Raw genomic sequence first — 19,477 nt, 5'->3', positions numbered from 1 at the left:
CAAAGTAGCAATTTATTTTTGAATGCGCTATAAACCCAGGTAACGAAATGAACGATGTTGATCTGCCTATTTTGAAAGATTTGGATTGGGCGCTTCGGCATTTAGTAAATGTTTCACAAAGAAATCGCGTTTACGTCTACGTCCATAAACGCCTCCATCGCTATGACCCATGCCCGGAATGCTTAAAATATCAAAATTTTTATTTGCTTTGATCAATGCATCGGCCAATCTGTATGTCGATTCTGGTGGTACATTTTCATCGGCTTCACCAACTATCAAAAACAGATCTCCCTGTAATTTACCCGCATTTGTAATGTTAGATTGCTCTCCATAATGTGGTCCTACCGGATAGCCCATCCACTGTTCGTTCCACCATTGTTTATCGATGCGGTTATCGTGACATCCACAGGCCGAAACTGCTGCTTTATAAAACTCAGGATGGGATAACAATGCACCTGTAGAGCTTTGTCCACCTGCAGAAGTGCCATAAATCCCTACTTTGGAAATATCCGCATTTGGGTATTTAACGGCCATGGCTTTCATCCATAAAATGCGGTCAGGAAATCCGGAATCGGCTATGTTTTTCCAACAAACGTCATGAAAAGCTTTAGAGCGGTTGGCTGTGCCCATTCCATCAATTTGTACCACGATAAAACCCAGTTCGGCAATGCTCTGCATTTCACTGGCAGGCAGGAAACTTTTAGGCACAAAACTATCATGAGGACCTGCATAAATATTTTCGATAACAGGGTATGTTTTGTTCGGATCCAATTTTGAAGGCAGGCAAACAATGCCCCAGATATCGGTTTTACCATCTCTTCCTTTAGCTACGAATACTTCAGGCAGTTTAACTCCTGTAGCTAAATAGGCGTCTGTTTTTCCATGCTCTATTTCGCTTATTTTTTTTGCATTTTCTGTAAGCCTTAACTCGCTCACTGGCGGTACATTTACCTGAGAGTAGGTATCGATATAATATTTACGGTCAGGAGAAAAGCTGAGGTTATGGTTACCATTTTCTGGCGTCAGGTTTACCAAACCTTTTCCATCAAAGCCGATCCTGTAGTAATGGATAAAGTAAGGATCTTCACCAGCATGCATGCCATTTGCCCTGAACCATACCTGGCGTTTTACAATATCCACACTATCAATATCCCTCACCACGTAATTTCCCTTTGTAATTAACTGCTGCTTTCCGGTTAAGGCGTTTACCAGATAAAGATGTTGCCAGCCATCTTGCTCACTCGTCCACAATATTTCATTGGTTTTAGGTAAGTACCTGGTATAAATCCGACTTTCATAAATGAAGGTCTTGGTTTTTTCGTCTATGATGTTTTTGGTTTTCCCGGTTAAAACATCCACTTCGATTACCCTGAAACGCTGGTGACCGCGGTCTACTTTCTCATAAGTATAATACCTGCTGTTATTGCCGCGCCAATGCAGTTCGGGTGCACCAAAGAAATCAACCGGATCTGCATCTACTTTAATGGCCGTTTTCTTTGCTACATTAAAAACATAGGGCTGATAAGCCGTAAAGTCATCACCAGGTTGCGCATATTCCCTAGTTTTTAATTCGCCACGTGTAGTTCCGGGAACAGAACTTAATACATAATATACATTTTTGATTTCTTTCGGATCGATTTTATAGGCTACTATGTTTTTGCTATCAGGTGACCAGGCATATTCACCGTAAGGTTTATCAGCACTACCATCAGTGCTTAACTGGGTTTCTGCCTTTGTAGCCAGATCAATGACAAACAGGTTGCCTCCGCGGATCAGGATTTCACTTTTGCCATCGGGCGATTTTTTGATTTCGCGGTTTCCCTGCCAGCGCGATCGGCGTTGTTGTAAAGGCCGCCTGGCATTGTACCGATAAATATTGCTGTCGGTTGTATTGGTTAGCTTATAATCACTCAGGTTCAACTGGTACCATTTATCCGATATTTTTAATTTTGCTGTACCCTGATCGGCAAAATATAACTCTCCAAGCTGAATTTTTTGCGGATGCTGTTTTTTACCGGTAACCTTTTCTATATTTTGCGCAAGTCTGCTATGATCAAATGCAACCTGGCGTTTACCTGTGGCCGCGTCTACATAATAGTATTCCCATGTTTTGTTAGGGAGATTCTTTTTATACCAAAATGCGGTGCCCTCTTTTTTCCAGAAAGGAATAATATCATTATTGGTTGGAATATTACGTAAGGTAGTATCCATTCTTAAAGATAACTGGTAGGCATCGGCCACTTCAGCAGGCTTTGGCTGATATGGTTGCAACTTTGTTTGCTGTGCCAGCAACTGAACGGAAACAAAACTTAATAAAATAAAGACTATTGATTTTTTAACGGTCGTGTAAATGCTCATTACAGATTTTTTGTGGTAAATATAGTATTGCTGTTTTGCAGGTCTTTTTTGAATTTTGATGAATATCATTAATATTTTAACCCTTTATATCACCTGAATCTTTTAGTTTCAGTTCCTGGCGGCTTATACTTCCTCTAATCAGGTAATAAACGGGAATCCCGATTAATGTGATGATTAATCCTGGCCAGGTAAATCTGGGTTTAAAAACGATCAGTAGTATGCAAAAGGCAAGTCCCATGAGGATATAAATGATTGGCAGCACCGGGTAACCAAAGGCTTTGTAGGGCCTGTTTGCCTCAGGGCGTTTTTTTCGGAGGATAAAAATTCCGAAAATGGTAAGCATGTAAAACATTACCACCACAAAAGAAATCATATCCAGCAAATCGCTATATTTTCCGCTAATACACCATAAACAGGCAAAAATGCATTGTATCCATAATCCAAATCCAGGGACTGCATTTTTGTTGAGTATACCTACTTTTTTAAAGAAAAGTCCATCTTTGGCCATGGAGTAATAAACCCTGGCACCAGCCATAATTAAACCATTATTACAACCGAAGGTTGAAACCATAATCATTAAAGCAATAATAATAGTACCGGCTGTACCGAAAATATGGTTGGCAGCTGAAACAGCCACCCGATCCTTATCTGCATGGGCAATATCTTGTAAAGAAAGTACGCCTGTATACATCACATTGGTTAAAAGGTAGAGTACGGTTACAATAATGGTTCCTAAGGCTAAACTTAAACCAATATTGCGTGCTGGGTTTTTAATTTCGCCGGCAATAAAGGTAACATTGTGCCAGGAGTCGCTACTGAATATTGACCCTACCATCGCTGCAGCAATGGCTCCAAAAGCAGCCAAAGTGGTATAAGAACCAATACTTCCATCGGCAGATAGTGGTCCTAAAACCCACATGTTCTCCCAATTGGTTTTCCAGATTCCTTTATCGAGGAAGAAAAGTCCGAAAGCGATCAGTCCAAACAGACTTAATAATTTGGCCACAGTAAAGGTAGTTTGGATTACTTTACCTCCATTTACTCCCCTATTGTTAATGTAGGTGAGTAATATGATTACCCCAATGGCCAACAGTTGTGCGGGTGAGATGGTAAAAAAGCCCAAATCAATGGCAACCAGATCTTCACTTAACGCAGGTATGAGATAAGCAGTAAACTTGGCAAATGCGACACCTACTGCCGCAATGGTTGCGGTTTGGATAACCGTGAAAAAACTCCAGCCATACAGGAAACTAATCAACGGGTTGTATGCTTCCTTTAAATAAATATACTGTCCGCCCGCTTTTGGGAACATGGCGCTTAATTCACCATAACTCAATGCAGCCGTTAGCGTCATAAAGCCTGTAATCAGCCAAACCACTAATAGCCAGCCCGAGCTGCCTACATTTCGGGTAATATCTGCACTGACAATAAAAATACCCGAGCCGATCATACTTCCGGCTACAAGCATGGTTGCATCCATCAGTTTAAGTGAGGGTTTAAATTGTGTGGTTTCTTTTTCAGTCATGTGTTATTTGCTTGGTGGTTCGAAGGTTGGTTGTTTTGTTTATTTAAGCTGATCGTAAAAATGCCACGAGGTTTTGAAATCGCGGGTTAAAGGCTGATTGGTTAAAGTAGCCCTGATCATTTCTACCGGGATTAAGTTTTGTTTGATCACGGCATCATGAAAATCCTTAAAGCTCATTTTACCACCATCAACCAGTTCTTTTTTGAGCGCAAAGAGCTGAAGACCGCCGGTAAGATAAGCTACCTGGTAAAGAGGACTATAATCTCCTTTGAAAGACCTACGTACTTCGCCTTCTGCATTGGCACGTTCGTGCCCTACACGGTCTACTAAGAAATCGACACACTGCTGAGGGGTCCATTTACCCAGGTGAAAGTTAAGTGAAAAAAGAATCCTGGCGCAACGGTGCATCCGCCAGAAGAGCATGCCCATCTTTTCTTCGGGCGTTTTGGCGAAACCTTTATCGTAAAGCAAAAGCTCCCAATATAAGGGCCAGCCTTCTACACTGAAAGGCGTTTTAAAAGGATCGCGATAGCTTTTATAACGGCTGTTCATAAAATATTGATAATGGTGGCCGGGCAAGAGTTCGTGCTGTACGGTTCCTCTTGAAAAATAGGGATTGTTACCCCGCATGCTCATTAACTTATCGTCTTCCTCCATCGTATTGGTAGGATAAGAAATACTGATTTCGCGCCCGCCTGTAAAAAACGGATTCACCAATTGCCGTTCGGCCGACATCATCACCATGCCCCAAGTTTCTTCGGCAAGTGCCGGAATACTGATCAGATCGTTGGCTTTGATAAAACTTAAGGCATCATCCTGTAATTTTACGATCAACTCTGGCTGTTTACCTAAAGGCACATAACTGTTCTTGATTTTTTCCTGCGCTTTTTTCCAATCATGGCCAAAACCCATCGCAGCTGATGACCTTAATAGCTCTTCATCGCAAAACTTAAATTCTTTTTCGGCAAGTTTGATCAGTTCTTCTGGAGTATAAGGTATAAGTTCAGCATTGAGCTGCCTGATGAGTTCTTCCCTTCCAATGGGGGTTCCTGTAATTTCTGGTTTATTTGATTTTACGATAAGTTTATCATCATTATCGTTAAAAAGTTTAGTATAATTGGTTAAGGCAAGATCTAACTTTTCGTAAGGTTTAGGTACCCACCAGGTAAAACCAGGCTCATAATCCATGTAAAATTGGTAGAAGCCCTTTAAACGGTCTTTCAAACTCCAGTTAATGGCCTTTGCCATTTTAAGCTGATCGGGTTTTAGCGTTCCTTTTTTGAAATTTAGATTCAGGGTATCAACCTGCTTTACAATTTCATCTAGCTGGGCAGCCAACAAAGCACCATCTTTATAGGTACCCCTTCTTCTTAAATTTTCGAGTGCATAAATCGCATCGGCAAAGGTAAAATATTTAGATAGGGCCCTATAATCTGCTTCTTCTTTATCTAAAAGCCAAACTGACGATTCGATCTGTTTTTTAAGGAGGATATAATCTACCTTGCCATAAATGCTAAAGCTTTCAAAGTTGGCCGTTTTTAACCTGCTTAAGTAATCATTATTGATATCCTGCAGGCGTTTTCTTTGTTTTGGACTTTTAAAGGTTTCCTTCGGATAAGAATAAGTGCCCCCTGAGGAATAAGGATAGTAGAAATCGTTAATGGCATCAACATCCCTTTGGTAACCTACAATCAGCGTACCCATTTCGCTGGTTTGTTCGTATAAACTTTCTTTTGAAGTTTGAGCTGATGCAAAAGGGCCAGACAGTATGCCCAGCATTAAAAAAAGGGCAAAAAAGATTATTTTATTCTGCATGTGGTTTGGTTAAAACAGGCAATAGCATTTGCCTCCATTTGAAAAAATGGTTAACTTAATTGATATAAATATGTTTTGTTGATTAAGCGCCTATATAGCTTACCCTGCTTACACTATTATAAGTATCGATATATGCTCTTGGCGATTGCCCGATAATACTTTTAAACACCCTGTTAAAGTTGGTAATACTATTAAAGCCAGCCTTATAAGCCACCCCCGAAATACAATCGGCTTTTTCTCCTGATATCAGACTTTTACAGGCATCGTTAATTCTTACTTCATTTAAAAATGATACAAAAGTATGACCGGTATGTTTTTTGAAATATCTGCAAAAAGCCTGTGGCGTCATAAACGCAGCGTTGGCCACATCTTCTAATGAAATCTGACTATTGTAGTTCTCCGTGATGAAGTTAATGATCTTGCTCAAACGCATACCTTCATTTTCGGTTACGTTAGAAGAATACATATCAGAGCATAATGGCTCTACATTTTCATTTAAATCCTGAAGACTGTTAACCAATTTTAGAAAGTTAAACAATACGTCAACTCCTGCCGCCTGGTGCACATTGAGCATTTTGCTTACCATATTTTTAGTAAACGCAGCCGGGACTTTGAAACCATGTTTGTTTTTAGCTAAAAATGCACTGGCCAGCTTCATTTCGGGAAGATTGAACAGCGCAGCTAAAATACCGTTCGGATTAAAGTAAATGGAACATGCTTTAATTGTTTTATGGCTATCGGCAGAAAAATATTCGGGATTGCTTTTAAACAGGTGTGGAAGTTTTGCCCCGATTAAAAAAATATCACCCGATCGGAAAGCATGCATATCATTGCCTGCAATTAATGTCCCCTCTCCTTTTTCTATATATGTAATCTGCCATTCATCGTGACGATGCAGATACTGATAAAAATAGGGCGATTCAATATGTTCCGATATCACACTCTTGTCGTCGGGAACAAGCATGGTAAATGGTAATACTTTCATTATCCAGTTAGTTAGGTTTGGTTGCTGATTATGAATTGAATATATAAATATTAACTCAAATAAACCAATAAAACCTAAATAAGGTTAAAATAATACTACAATTTGATAAAATATGACGGATTTCAATTAAAATCAAGCTATCAGGCGATCACTATAAACCTAGTTAAAAGCATATTACAACCGTATTTGGCGTAGACCTGAAAATAAATGAAATCGTTTAAGGTAAGGGTTGGTCTGGAATTAATGCAAACCTACCTTGTTCTGGATCCTTAATCAATAGAAGGTTGAAATACTGTCGGGATTACAAATCCTGAATAACAACAAGATTAACTCTGGCTTTATAATCGACTGTTAAAGGATTGAAAAGTTGAAGTCGGGATTATAAATCCCGACTAACGTAAATCTAACATTACCGAACCAATGCGTATGGTTCCATTTTTATATCAGTAGCTATACCAGAAACAATCTGGCTAACCAACAAACCTGTAGCTGGCCCTAAACTTAATCCCATCATACCGTGACCAGTCGCAATGATCAGGTTTTCTCTTTTTTTGCATCTGCCAATATATGGCAAACCATCAGGTGATGATGGACGGAAACCATACCAGATATCTTTTTCTGCAGGAACTGCAGGTTTTAAATCGGGGAAATATGCCGGAACCGATTCTACAATTCCTTTAACCCTTTGCATATTAATGCGGGTATTAATCTTATCCAACTCCATTGTACCACCGTATCTAAGCTGACCGTTCATTGGTGTTATCGCCACCCTGGCTTCACATAATAATGCCGGGATGGTTACACGTTGCTGAGGTTCGGGTTCCATAAAAGAATAACCTTTGCCAGGCATAAGCGATATTTTAACATCGGCCATTTTAGCTACCGCAGGCGACCAGGAACCAGCTGCCAAAATATACTCATCTGCTTCCCAGGCAGTACTACCTGTAAAAACCTTTGTAATGCGATTACCCGAAGTCTCTATTTTATCAACCTCTTTGTTACGCACGATAGTAACGCCATTGTTTAATAAATACTTGAGTAAGGCATTCATCAATTTTGTTGGATAAAGGTGCGCATCGCAACGATAGTGCACTGCTCCTAAAACATCCAATTTTAAATCTGGCTGCAAAGCGCGGCATTCATCGGCAGTTAATACAGCCATATCTAGGCCAAGTTCTATTGCCCTTGCGGCTAAATGCGCTTCTTCTTCCGCTGCCTTTTCCGTTTTATAAAATGCCAGGATACCGTTTTTGGTTAATTCGAATTCGAAATCAGGCTCTTTGGCCAGGCCTTCGTATAGTTTTTTGCTCAGTAAAGACAAATCGCGTAATGGCACTGCCGCCTGGCTTACGTGTTTTGCAGTGGCATGTTTCATAAATTTCAATCCCCAACTAACGAGGTTTGCATTTAAAGAAGGGCGAACATAAAAAGGGCTTTTACTATCGAACATCCAACGGATTCCCTGCTTGATCATTCCTGGCGCGGCCAAAGGAACGAAATGGCTGGGCACAATCATCCCTGCATTACCAAATGAGCAGTTGTCGGCCATATCTCCCTTATCCAAAATTGTTACTTCGTAGCCCCTTTTCTGCAAATAATATGCTGAAGTTAGCCCTACTATTCCACCACCTATAATTAATACTTTCGACATACTTTTAATTTATACTGCTGATATTCTTTAAAAAAACTACCTAAATTACCTGGAAACCATATGCATATGGATCATCTTCAGGATCGATTTTTATGGTATTGTAACCGTAAACTTTTGCCCAGCCTTCTACACTCGGTATAATGGCCTTAATTCCATTCAGCTCTACCACTTCTTCTACTTTACCAATAAACTTGCTGCCAATAAAACTTTCATGGATAAAATCCTCTCCCTGTTTTAGTTTTCCTTTAGCAAACCACTGCGCTAAACGGGCTGAAGTACCGGTACCGCATGGTGAACGATCAATGGCTTTGTCACCATAAAAAACCGCATTCCTGGCAGTTGATGTAGGATCTATTGTTTTTCCTGTCCATAAGACATGGCTACAGCCATTTATCGTTGGATCTTGTGGATGAACAAAACTGTAAAGTTCATTGATACGTTTTCTAATCACCTGGCTCCAGCTAATCAACTGCGAAGCACTGTAGTTTTCCAATCCCGGGAAATTCTCCTGCGGATCTACAATGGCATAGAAATTTCCACCATAGGCAACGTCAAAAGTCAGCGTGCCTAAATCAGGGCATTCAACCTTCAGATTTTCAGCTGCCAGGTATGAGGCTACATTTCTAAGCTTAACAGACTTTACTTTTTTTCCTTCCTGCTTATATTCAATTAATACCAGTCCGGCCGGTGCTTCCATTCTGATCAGCCCTGGTATTTTCGGTTGGATAAGTCCTTCCTCGATAGCAATGGTAATGGTGCCGATGGTACCGTGTCCACACATTGGAAGGCAACCGCTCGTCTCAATAAAAAGTACGGCTACATCATTGGCCGGATCGTGCGGTGGATAAAGAATGCTCCCCGACATCATATCATGGCCACGTGGTTCGAACATTAACCCCTTTCTGATCCAGTCAAATTCCTTCAGAAAGTGCTGGCGCTTTTCACTCATGTTCGAGCCGGTAAGCTGAGGTCCACCACCTGCAACTAACCTCACCGGATTGCCGCAGGTATGTGCGTCTACACAAAAGAAAGTTTTACTCATGAGCTTTTGTTAATTTTTGATTGACCATTCTGAAAATACCCAATGGATTACCATCTTTCAATTCATCTGGCAATAATTCCTGCTCCCAGTCCTGGTAAGCCAACGGCCTCACAAAACGATTGATTGCTGTAGAACCAACAGAAGTGAAACGACTATCGTTGGTAGCCGGGAATGGCCCGCCATGTTGCATGGCTGCACAAACTTCTACACCAGTAGGCACACCATTCAGTATAATTCTTCCGGTTTTATCTGTCAGCTTGTGAACCAAGGCCTGATATTGCTTAAGTTCCTGCTTTTCGGCCATTAAGGTAACGGTAAGCTGGCCTTCCAACACTTCAATAGCCTGTTCCAGTTCAGCACTATCGCGGGCAACCACCAATAAAGAATATGGTCCGAAGATTTCTTCACGGAGTTTTGGATTTTTAATAAAATCGGCAGCACTTACCTGGGCAACCTTCGCCTCTGATTGATTTTGAAGCTCCGTATTTTTCACCGTTGATGCCGATAAAAGTGCAACACCATCTTCATTTACAACCTCTGCAGAAAGTTTACCATAATTATTGGCAATGCCTTCGGTAAGCATGGTTGCTGATGGAATAGTTGAGATGGACTCTTTTAAAGCGTCTTTAAAATTTTCTAATGCAGGCGATTGTACCGCTAACAATAAACCTGGATTGGTACAAAACTGACCAGCGCCCAGGGTAATAGATGCAGCATATTTTTTAGCCAGTTCTTCTGCCTGGTTTTCTATCGCTAAAGGAAGAAAAATGACCGGGTTAATACTACCCATTTCGGCAAAAACCGGAATTGGTTGTTCGCGCTGTTGAGCAAGATCAATTAAAGCCATGCCACCTTTAAAAGAACCGGTAAAAGTTACCGCTTTGGTTAAAGGGTGCTGAACCAGGCCAGCGCCAATGGTATAACCATCATCATACAACAAAGAGAAAACACCTTTGGGCATGCCCGTTTTTTCTGCGGCCTTCATAATGGCACCACCTACCAAAGCACTGGTTCCGTAATGTGCAGGATGTGCTTTAACCACCACCGGACAACCAGAGGCTAGTGCAGATGCGGTATCGCCACCTGCAACAGAAAAAGCAAGCGGAAAATTACTTGCCCCGAAAACCACCACCGGTCCGATTGGGATTAACATCCGCCTGATATCTGGTCGGGGTAAAGGCTGTCTTTCAGGCAATGCCGTATCAATAATGGCATCAACCCAGGAACCTTCTGCAACCAGATTGGCAAATAACCTTAATTGCCCGGTGGTTCTGCCCAACTCGCCCTGTAAACGGGCTAAAGGTAAACCACTTTCTGCCGAAGCCCTGTTTACCAGTTCTTCGCCAAGATGAGCAATTTCATCTGCAATGGCATTTAAAAAAGCGGCTTTAAGATCTTTGTTTAAGTTTCTATAGCTTTGAAAAGCCGATGTTGCTGCTGTTAAAGCATCATCAACCAGTTTTTCGTTCGCTTTAAAAAATTCACCGTCAAGTGTTAATCCCGTTGCGGGATTAACAGCTTTAAGGCTTCTTTCATTAACTTCAATATAAGTGCTGGCTACAATATTTTTTCCGTTCATATTTGGTTTTTAAACTATTTGCCCCAGCTACCTGCAGGTAATTCCGGGCGAACAGCTAATGCATCGTTAATAATTTTCAATACTTTCTCTCTTTCTGCGCCACTTAATGGTAAACGCGGGGCACGAACAGCTTCAGTTCCCAATCCTGTTGCAACCTCTGCCAATTTAATGTATTGTACCAATTTTGCATGAATATCCAGCTCAAGCACCGGCAAAAACCAACGGTAAATTTTTAATGCTTCAGCAATACGGTTTTCTTTAACCAATCTGAAAATGGCAACAGTTTCTCTTGGAAAAGCATCAACCAAACCTGCAACCCATCCATGTGCACCCATTACAATACTTTCCATCGCCAATGGATCTACTCCGGTAAAGATTTTAAAACGGTCGCCAAAACGGTTGATTAATCGGGTTACATTTGATACATCTCTTGTAGATTCTTTAATGGCCTGGATGTTATCATATTTGGTTAAAACCTCAAACATATCCAAGGTTACCTCAATTTTATAATCAACAGGATTGTTGTAAATCATAATGGGTAGACTTGTGCTTTCAGCAATAGCGCCAAAAAAGGCTAAAGTTTCGTCTGGAGCAGCATTGTAACGCATTGGAGGCAATAACATCAAACCCTGTGCACCAAGTGATTCTGCTTTTTTAGCTACTTCGATTGCTTTTTTTGTAGTCGATTCTGCAATGTTCAATAAAACCGGAACACGACCATTTACCACGGTTAAAGTATGTGATAGCAAACCAAATTTTTCTTCATCCGTTAATACACTGGCTTCACCAAGCGATCCACCTAATATAATCCCTTCCGCACCTGCTTCTAATTGTGCTTCGATATTTAAATCGAAAGCCGGAAAATCTAACTCATCATTTGCTGTAAATTTAGTCGTTACAGCAGGGAAAACCCCAGTCCATTTGATACTCATTGTAATGTTATGTTTTTATAAAATATTTTCAAAAATTAACCTGTCCTTCACCGAAAAGCCAACGGGCAAGTTTCATTTAACCAGATTAGCAAGCTAAATCATTTAAACGATATTCAAAGTTAGGAAATTGCCCCGCAGCGGTATTGTTGTATTTTAACCGATATTAGTCGTAAATACGCCAATCAATCAGACAGATTTGATTAGAAAAAGCCTTTAGCCATTGTAAAAGAAATTAGCCTTCACCAAAAAAAGGCATTCTCTAAATAAGAATACCTTAAAAATCAAAGAGATAGAAAAACACCTCTAATATTCTTTTTGATAATAACCTATTTTGTGTTTTTCACCTGTAGGTAATACATAAATTCAATACCTGCTTCTGTAAAAAGTTTATCCTGACCTTTGGCCAACTGAACCTGCTGCCAGTTTTGAGAAGGAATAATTTTCAGCGTTTTAACACTTTCTTTTTTTAAGCTTAAGGGCAGGTTGAATCCTTTAACACAGTTACTATACCGGTAAAAAGCTTTACCCTCTTTAAGGTAATATTCAAATACCGGGACCTGCACCGTACGTAGATACTGATCAAAAACCTTTGAAAAATTGTAACCCGCTTTTTTCGAGATATAATTTTCAATCTGTGCAGTGGTAACCGTTTGATGGTAAAAAGTTTGGTTAAGCCCACGCAATATCGCCCTAAAAAGTTGATCGTTATTTAAACTATGTCTGATGGCATGCAGCATATTGCCTCCTTTTGGATACATATCGCCACTGCCCTGCGCATTTACGCCATAAGCGGGAATAATCGGGATATCATTTTTAATACCTTTTCTAATGCCAAAATTGTATTCATTACCGGCTTGAGCACCAAAAATATAATCAACAAAAAGAGTTTCGCTATAATTTGTAAATCCTTCATGCACCCACATATCTGCCAGATCATTAGTGGTGATATTATTGCCAAACCATTCATGCCCGCTTTCGTGGATAATGATAAAATCCCACTTCAACCCCCAGCCATTGCCAGACATGTCTCTGCCTCTGTAGCCAAACTTATAACCATTGCCATAAGAAACTGCCGATTGATGTTCCATCCCCGTATGCGAAGCATCTATTAGCTGATAACCATCTTCATAAAAAGGATAGGGACCAAACCAATACTCCATACTTTTCATCATTTTATGTACCTGATCCGGCATGTAGGTTTTCGCCTTTGGGTAATTGTAATCAAGCACCCAGTAATTCACATCAAGGGCACCTTTTTCGCCAGCATATTTCTCCTTAAAATTAACATATTTGCCGATATATGGGATAATGCAATAATTACTGATCGGATTTTTAACATTGTACTGATAGGTTGTGGTACCATCATGGTTATCCTTTTTAAATACCAGGCGGCCATTACCCACGGCTACCAATGTATCAGGAACGGTCATGGTTAAAGACGCGCCCAGATCAGGCTCGTCGCTTTGATGATCTTTATTGGGATACCAAACCGAAGCACCCAGGCCCTGACAGGCCACTGTCATCCATGGACGCGAAAGCGAGTCGGTAGTAAAAATAAAACCTCCATCCCAGGGAGCTCTTTTAGCCTGATGTACCTGGCCATGGTAAAATATATGAACATTGTTTAACGCCGATAACTTTTGTGCCGGCACATGTAAATACCAGACACTGCCCACATGCTCGAATTTTAACTTTAAACTGCCATTGTATAAAACACTATCAATAATCAGGGGCTCCTGCAAATCGATCTGCATACGGGTGTTCCCATTATTGGACTGCATCACTTTGTAAACGATTTTATTGGAGCCTGTTATGCTCTTACCGTTGTAATCCGGCTTAACCGAAAGTTCGTAACGCTGTACGTCCCACCAGGTCCGTTCGGCATTTAAGCTTCCCCTTAAGGTATCGGCTAGGGTATAAACCTTTTTTGGTGACTGTGCAAAAAGCAGCGCACTAAATGTTAAGAAGAATAGGGTTAAGGAGGTTATTTTTTTCATATCTTTTTGCTGGTTATCATGTTGCAATAGCGTATCGTTAATTTGAAAAGCAGTTTCAGTTTTTTATAGGTTAGGGCAGCCCTGCTATCCCTCCTGCTCCGATGAAGAATCGGGCGCATCCGTTCTATCAGGTTTATTTAACCGGGGTGCTGTGCTGAACATCAAGTTTCTATTCCGTGCATCATCCTACTGTTCCTAGCCTAAGGGGATTGGGCACAATATCATTAAGCTAAGCATTGCGATGGTCAATCTTGGTGTTAGTTGAATACTTTTAAGATTGATAAATCCACAAATAAATACCCTCTCAACTCCGTTATCATTGATACCTAAAAAATGTCGTCATTGCGAGGAGGGACGACGAAGCAATCTTTCTTGCAAACGCCCCTTGCTATGAAGATTGCTTCGTCGGCTGAAAAAGCCTTCTCGCAATGACGATTTCCAATAAATAACCTTTTCCCTAATACGCTTCGCTTCTAACCGATTCTATTTCCTCAGTAGTGATGGCCAAATGTTTTCCCAACATCCGGCTTCCGTTTTCGGTAACCAGAAAATCGTCTTCTACCCTGATGCCGGTAAAGTTTCTAAACTGCTCCAATTTATCGTAGTTAATAAATTCGGTAAACTGGTTGGTCGCTTTCCAGCGGTCGATCAGTTCCGGGATGATATAAATACCCGGCTCTACGGTTAATACATATCCTGCTTCAAGCGCTTTGCCCAACCTTAACGATTTCAATCCAAATTGGGTGGTGTTTTTAGTCAGTTCATCTGTATAACCCACATATTGCTCCCCTAAATCTTCCATATCGTGTACGTCTAAGCCCATCATGTGCCCTGTTCCACATTGAAAGAACATGGCATGTGCACCTGCCTGCACGGCATCGTCTACATTACCTTTCATCAGGCCAATATCTTTTAAACCCTGTGCCAGCATTTTACACGAAGCCAAATGCACATCTAAATACCTTACACCCGGCGCCAACATGTTTTTGCCATGCGTGTAGGCATTTAATACAATATCATAAACATCTTTTTGTTCGGCACTAAATTTCCTGCCTACCGGAAAAGTACGTGTAAGATCGCCGGCGTAACCTAGAGCGGTTTCTACACCAGAATCGTTTAAAACCAATTGCCCTTCCCGGAGCTGATTACCATGGTAGTGGTTATGCAAAATTTCGCCACGAACGGTTAAAATCACCGGATAGGCCAGATTACCTCCCGAAGCCAGTGCGGCACCTTGAATTTTAGCGGCAAGTTCGCGTTCATACATACCTGGTTTTGCCTGCTGCATAACCATTAAATGAATATCGGCCGATCTTGCTGCAGCAAGATCCAACTCTTCTATTTCTTCAACCGATTTAACAGAGCGCTGGGCCACTACTGCCTTCACAAAGCTGACTGATGCTTTTTCTTTAAGCTGATCGATGGGCAGGTTGAGCCAGTTGGCCAGTTTAATTTTATTTTCAGCACGATAAGGTGGTAAGAAATGAACTTCACGCTTTTTGTCCTGGTATTGTTTAAGATAATTGCTTAGTTGCGCATAAGGCATAACTTTGGTTAGGCCAGCATCCAGACTTTTTTCTTCAAGTGTTTTCTGCCTGCCCATCCATACAATATCGTCAATTCCCATTTCGTCACCGAAAAGAATTACCTGATCTTCATCCAGATCAATAATAGCGCCTAAAGATGGTTCACTGATACCAAAATAATACAAAAAGGTACTATCCTGTCTAAAATGGTAGGTATTATCCTTGTAATTCATCGGGCTTTCTTCATTACCCAAAAAGAGTAATATCCCCGATTTTATCTTTGATTTTAATGCGGCTCTTCTATTGAGGTAAACTTTCTTTTCAAACATATTTTTAGTGGTTAAGCAAATATCCCAAAAGCTAATTTTATTCAATAATAATTAAATACAATGGCTAAAATATGAGGGGTATCTGCAAATTATAAGCTACTAATCTGGCGTAAAAGTCACAATAAATTTCATTTTAACGAAAAAGAAATATAAAATCGGTTTAAACCAATGTGCAATCGAAATTTATTGTAAATATTTTACATTAATTCATTTAATATACTGATATTAATATATTTAATATTCTTATTATAAAGTATTTATTTATATAAAAGATAAATTGATTCACCATAAATTTGTTTTAAAATAAATATTTTAAAAAGTTAATAAAATGATTATCACTTACTTTTAATTTAATTTATAAATTATTTTATACAGTAAAACTCATAATATATTGTTAATGTGTGGTTAATAAATGAAAATTAGATTTTCTTATTTGATTTTGAAATTAGAGCTACAAAAATGAAGAACTGAAAATCTTTCCGCTACGGTCGAAATAACGATTTTTAAATGTTTGCCAATCCTGGCTCCGGCCAAACCTGTTCTCATCCTGTTCATAGTGTTAAGCGCAGCGTTATATGAACCAAAAACATTAAAGTTAGAGGACATTAATAACGCTACAGAGAGCAGGTTGAGTCTTACAATAACGGAGAAAGAGTCAGAGCTCCTTTTTCCATTCCATTACCCATATACTCCTTCGGATTGATACGAACCAAAAACATTAAGGTTAGAGGACATTAATAACGCTACAGAGAGCAGGTTGAGTCTTACAGGAATGAAAAAAGAGTCAGAGACTCTTTTTCCATTCCATTATCCGTAGAACGATACGGACAGATTCAGCTTTATATTTACTTTTGAAGAATGATTTCAGTGGTATCAGCTTTTGAAAGTGAAAATTCGTATCCTCCCCTTTTCTCAAGACCTTTGCTTTTTACTGAATAAATACCTGCTCCATTAACTTTTGCAGGCTGCGATAACCTTACTAAGGCATGACGAGTATATGCATTTGCAACAGCCAGTTTCAGGCGGATTTCACCATTTACCGTATTATAACTTACTTCATCAATGGTTCCGGCATCAAGACTAATCCAAAGCCCTGCGGGTGCAATATAAACTGATGATTTTGCTGCCGTAGTTAATTCAACATTGATCACATTGCCATTTTTATTCAGATTGCCACCAAAAGCTAACCAACCAAATTCAGGATGTTGCAAAATGTAAGTGGCAGTATTAACTGCATAGCCGAAAAAGCCAGATCCATAATCACCGCTAATGCCGTCATTTTTTAAGGTTGAAGGATAAGCATGAAATGCTGCAGGGGCAAAACCTTCCTGAGTGATATTAGAGATTCCACCCAATAAGCCACCGTAACCAGCACGTAAAAGATAGAAATCGCCAGGATTTTTACGGTAATCCATTAACACCGGAATGGCATTAAGTGCCGAACCGTAATGATGGATCATCCGTTCGATACGCGAAAGTTTACCTCCATAAAGAAAATCCCAGTACCTGCGGGCATTACCATTGTAGGCCCAATGTGGTATTACCGGCATATAGGCTAATATCGCATCAAGTGTTACATTCGCTTTATCCTGGTAACCAAAATAGTTCGACCAGACATAAACTTCTTCCTGACCTGTAGAGTCCCAAGGCATCTCACTACCAAATGGATATTGTAAAGAGCGCCAGTGGTTAGCCCGCTTTTTCATTTCGTTTTCTAACCGGGTGGCTTCTGCCGTTAAGCCTTCATTTTTAAGATCATTTAAGATGAGATAGAATACTGTACCCTCCATTTGTCCAAATTCAGAATAGTAAGGTGCAATATTGACCATAGCCATGCCCGTTTCAGCAGCATCAATAAGGTGTTGTTTCCAACTTTGCTCCGCTACAAGTCCACTGTAATTACGTGCCAAACGGTACATTACCCAGTGCGCTGCAGCAACATGGGGGTAGTTATAGGATCGGCCCAGGTTATCAGCCTCCTTTTTTGGCCATGCAGACCATACTTTAAAATTGATATTAGCATCGTAAGTACCTTTAGGGAGCGAATCCGGCGCATAATAAAACAGACTCTTTTTTACACCGTACTTCTGTGGTCCGCTTTTAAGCTGTATCTTCCCAAACATAACACTATCTACAAATTGTTTCAGCTTATCTACTTCTTCTTTTTTGGGCTGCACCAACTGCTTCATTATCGCACCTAGCCATGAACCTGCACCACCTTCGTCACTCAAACCCGAAATCCAGGCGCGGTTATCCTGAATTACCTGTTGCTGTTTTTCATTGTCGTAGGTAATCGCAGAAGGATTTCTGTTAAAAATAGGATCGGCCTGATCAAACCATTGTTTGGTGGTTAAAAAATGACCATAACTTGCAATCACATCACGTTCGGATTCGATAACTTTATAGTTGATAGTTTGCTCCAAACCATCTTCATAAGTAATGGATAATCTTGCCCTACCCCATGTATTTCCTTTTATCGTATAACTTTTCCAACCATTTTTGGTTAAGCCTGATGCGGCTATTTTTAAGGCATTTTCTGGCTGAACCTCAATAGATTTAATCTTTTTAGGGTAATTAATGAACAATTTCCCTTCTACATCTTTGGGCAATACATAACCCGGAACGGATATGGCCACCGGCCTTTTATTTTCGATCAGTTTACTTTCTGTATCTTTTGCTGTGCCTGAAAGGATAAACTGAAGGGCATAACTCCGATTTTCGCCAGGTTTTAAAATGGTTGAAGTAGGCGTATTCCATTGCGCTGCATTTTTCCATTCGTTTTCAGCATAGGCTTTACTGTACACCATCCATTCGTAAAAACCTTCAAAAGCAATTCCTCTTGGCGTGCGATCATCATTAAGCGGATTATAGGCTTCAAATGGTGTATACCCCAATGGTGCAACCAGCAATGAAGGTGCATGTCCGCTTAACCGGGTAACCTGTAAATAACCGGCATCTTTCCCGATGTATGGATCGTAAAATACATTCCTGGCATGCGTTTGCTCCAGTGTACGGCCTTCTAAAATATTATCGAAAATCATTGGGATGCCCAACGCACCAATTTCTACGTTTTTATTCGTTTTGTTTTTCAGTTCAAATCGCAGTACGAGTTTTCCGTTAAACATCTCCCAGCTCCGTTTTACCTGCAGCGGAATATCAGCCGGAAGTGTAGCTGCAAGATCGGCAGCGGAAAGTTCTTTTTTACCTACCGGGATATTCTTTACAGGACTTCGCTTTGTTGCTGTACTGTAACTTTTCCAGGCTTCTTCTCCGCTATAACGTAATTTTAAATTGATATCGCCCAGGTGGTACAAACCATCAGAACTACGCACTTTTAAACTATCGCTGGGTACAAAATCGAAATCTTTAACCAATTTAGGCTGGAGACCTGCCACAGTTTGTGATGACTTAACGAGCTTTAGATTAAATGCACCGGCATTATAGGTCGAAAAACCATTTTCCAAACCCAAAGTGGATGGCTTTTTACCTAAAGCAATCCAGGGAGATTGGGCCTGAATCACTTCAACATTTAATAGCATTAAAATACAGCAAATTATTGCTTTAAAGATTATTATGGAAAAAAATCTTTTTTTATTTGGTTCGATAATCATAACGATGAAGCAGATTTAGGAATGTTAGTTAAACCAAAAATAAAATTTAAAAAGCAAAGCGGGCATGGAAGTTTAAAATAGCGCAAAATCGGTAAAGAATTGGTGTATTTATGGGAAGTTAGGCCTT

Annotated in this window: 11 protein-coding genes; all 11 read right to left on the bottom strand. The window is 40.2% G+C overall.

What is annotated here, in order from left to right; all coding sequences use genetic code 11:
• Window positions 1-66: 66 nt before the first annotated feature.
• Complete coding sequence (locus tag ABEG20_RS05470; RefSeq protein ID WP_406826379.1) at window positions 67-2,427, bottom strand: DPP IV N-terminal domain-containing protein; 2,361 nt, start codon at window positions 2,425-2,427, stop codon at window positions 67-69.
• Window positions 2,428-2,434: 7 nt separating this feature from the next.
• A complete protein-coding gene (locus ABEG20_RS05465; RefSeq protein ID WP_406826378.1) occupies window positions 2,435-3,883 on the bottom strand; it encodes an APC family permease in 1,449 nt (482 codons plus the stop codon).
• Between the two features lie 39 nt (window positions 3,884-3,922).
• Window positions 3,923-5,698, bottom strand: a complete 1,776-nt coding sequence (locus ABEG20_RS05460) for a DUF885 family protein (RefSeq protein WP_406826377.1) — start codon at window positions 5,696-5,698, stop codon at window positions 3,923-3,925.
• Window positions 5,699-5,780: 82 nt separating this feature from the next.
• Window positions 5,781-6,683 carry an AraC family transcriptional regulator gene (locus tag ABEG20_RS05455; RefSeq protein ID WP_406826376.1) on the bottom strand — a complete coding sequence of 301 codons (903 nt, stop codon included), beginning with the start codon at window positions 6,681-6,683 and terminating at the stop codon, window positions 5,781-5,783.
• Between the two features lie 409 nt (window positions 6,684-7,092).
• On the bottom strand, window positions 7,093-8,334 hold the full coding sequence (locus ABEG20_RS05450; RefSeq protein WP_406826375.1) for an NAD(P)/FAD-dependent oxidoreductase: 1,242 nt from the start codon (window positions 8,332-8,334) through the stop codon (window positions 7,093-7,095).
• A 40-nt stretch (window positions 8,335-8,374) separates the two neighbouring features.
• Complete coding sequence (locus tag ABEG20_RS05445) at window positions 8,375-9,376, bottom strand: 4-hydroxyproline epimerase (protein ID WP_406826374.1); 1,002 nt, start codon at window positions 9,374-9,376, stop codon at window positions 8,375-8,377.
• On the bottom strand, window positions 9,369-10,955 hold the full coding sequence (locus ABEG20_RS05440; protein ID WP_406826373.1) for an aldehyde dehydrogenase (NADP(+)): 1,587 nt from the start codon (window positions 10,953-10,955) through the stop codon (window positions 9,369-9,371). Before ABEG20_RS05440 ends, ABEG20_RS05445 begins: the two co-directional genes overlap by 8 nt.
• Before the next feature lie 14 nt (window positions 10,956-10,969).
• A complete protein-coding gene (locus ABEG20_RS05435; RefSeq protein WP_293782754.1) occupies window positions 10,970-11,887 on the bottom strand; it encodes a dihydrodipicolinate synthase family protein in 918 nt (305 codons plus the stop codon).
• A 326-nt stretch (window positions 11,888-12,213) separates the two neighbouring features.
• Window positions 12,214-13,884: a M1 family metallopeptidase gene (locus ABEG20_RS05430; protein WP_406826372.1), complete on the bottom strand. Its 1,671-nt coding sequence runs from the start codon at window positions 13,882-13,884 to the stop codon at window positions 12,214-12,216.
• A gap of 457 nt (window positions 13,885-14,341) precedes the next feature.
• Window positions 14,342-15,739 carry an aminopeptidase P family protein gene (locus tag ABEG20_RS05425; protein ID WP_406826371.1) on the bottom strand — a complete coding sequence of 466 codons (1,398 nt, stop codon included), beginning with the start codon at window positions 15,737-15,739 and terminating at the stop codon, window positions 14,342-14,344.
• An 845-nt stretch (window positions 15,740-16,584) separates the two neighbouring features.
• Complete coding sequence (locus tag ABEG20_RS05420) at window positions 16,585-19,278, bottom strand: DUF5695 domain-containing protein (protein WP_406826370.1); 2,694 nt, start codon at window positions 19,276-19,278, stop codon at window positions 16,585-16,587.
• Window positions 19,279-19,477: the final 199 nt, after the last annotated feature.

The organism is Pedobacter sp. KACC 23697, assembly GCF_045348445.1.
Lineage (GTDB): Bacteria > Bacteroidota > Bacteroidia > Sphingobacteriales > Sphingobacteriaceae > Pedobacter.
The sequence above is the reverse complement of the archived record's forward strand: the minus strand, read 5'-3'. Positions and strand labels throughout refer to the sequence as shown.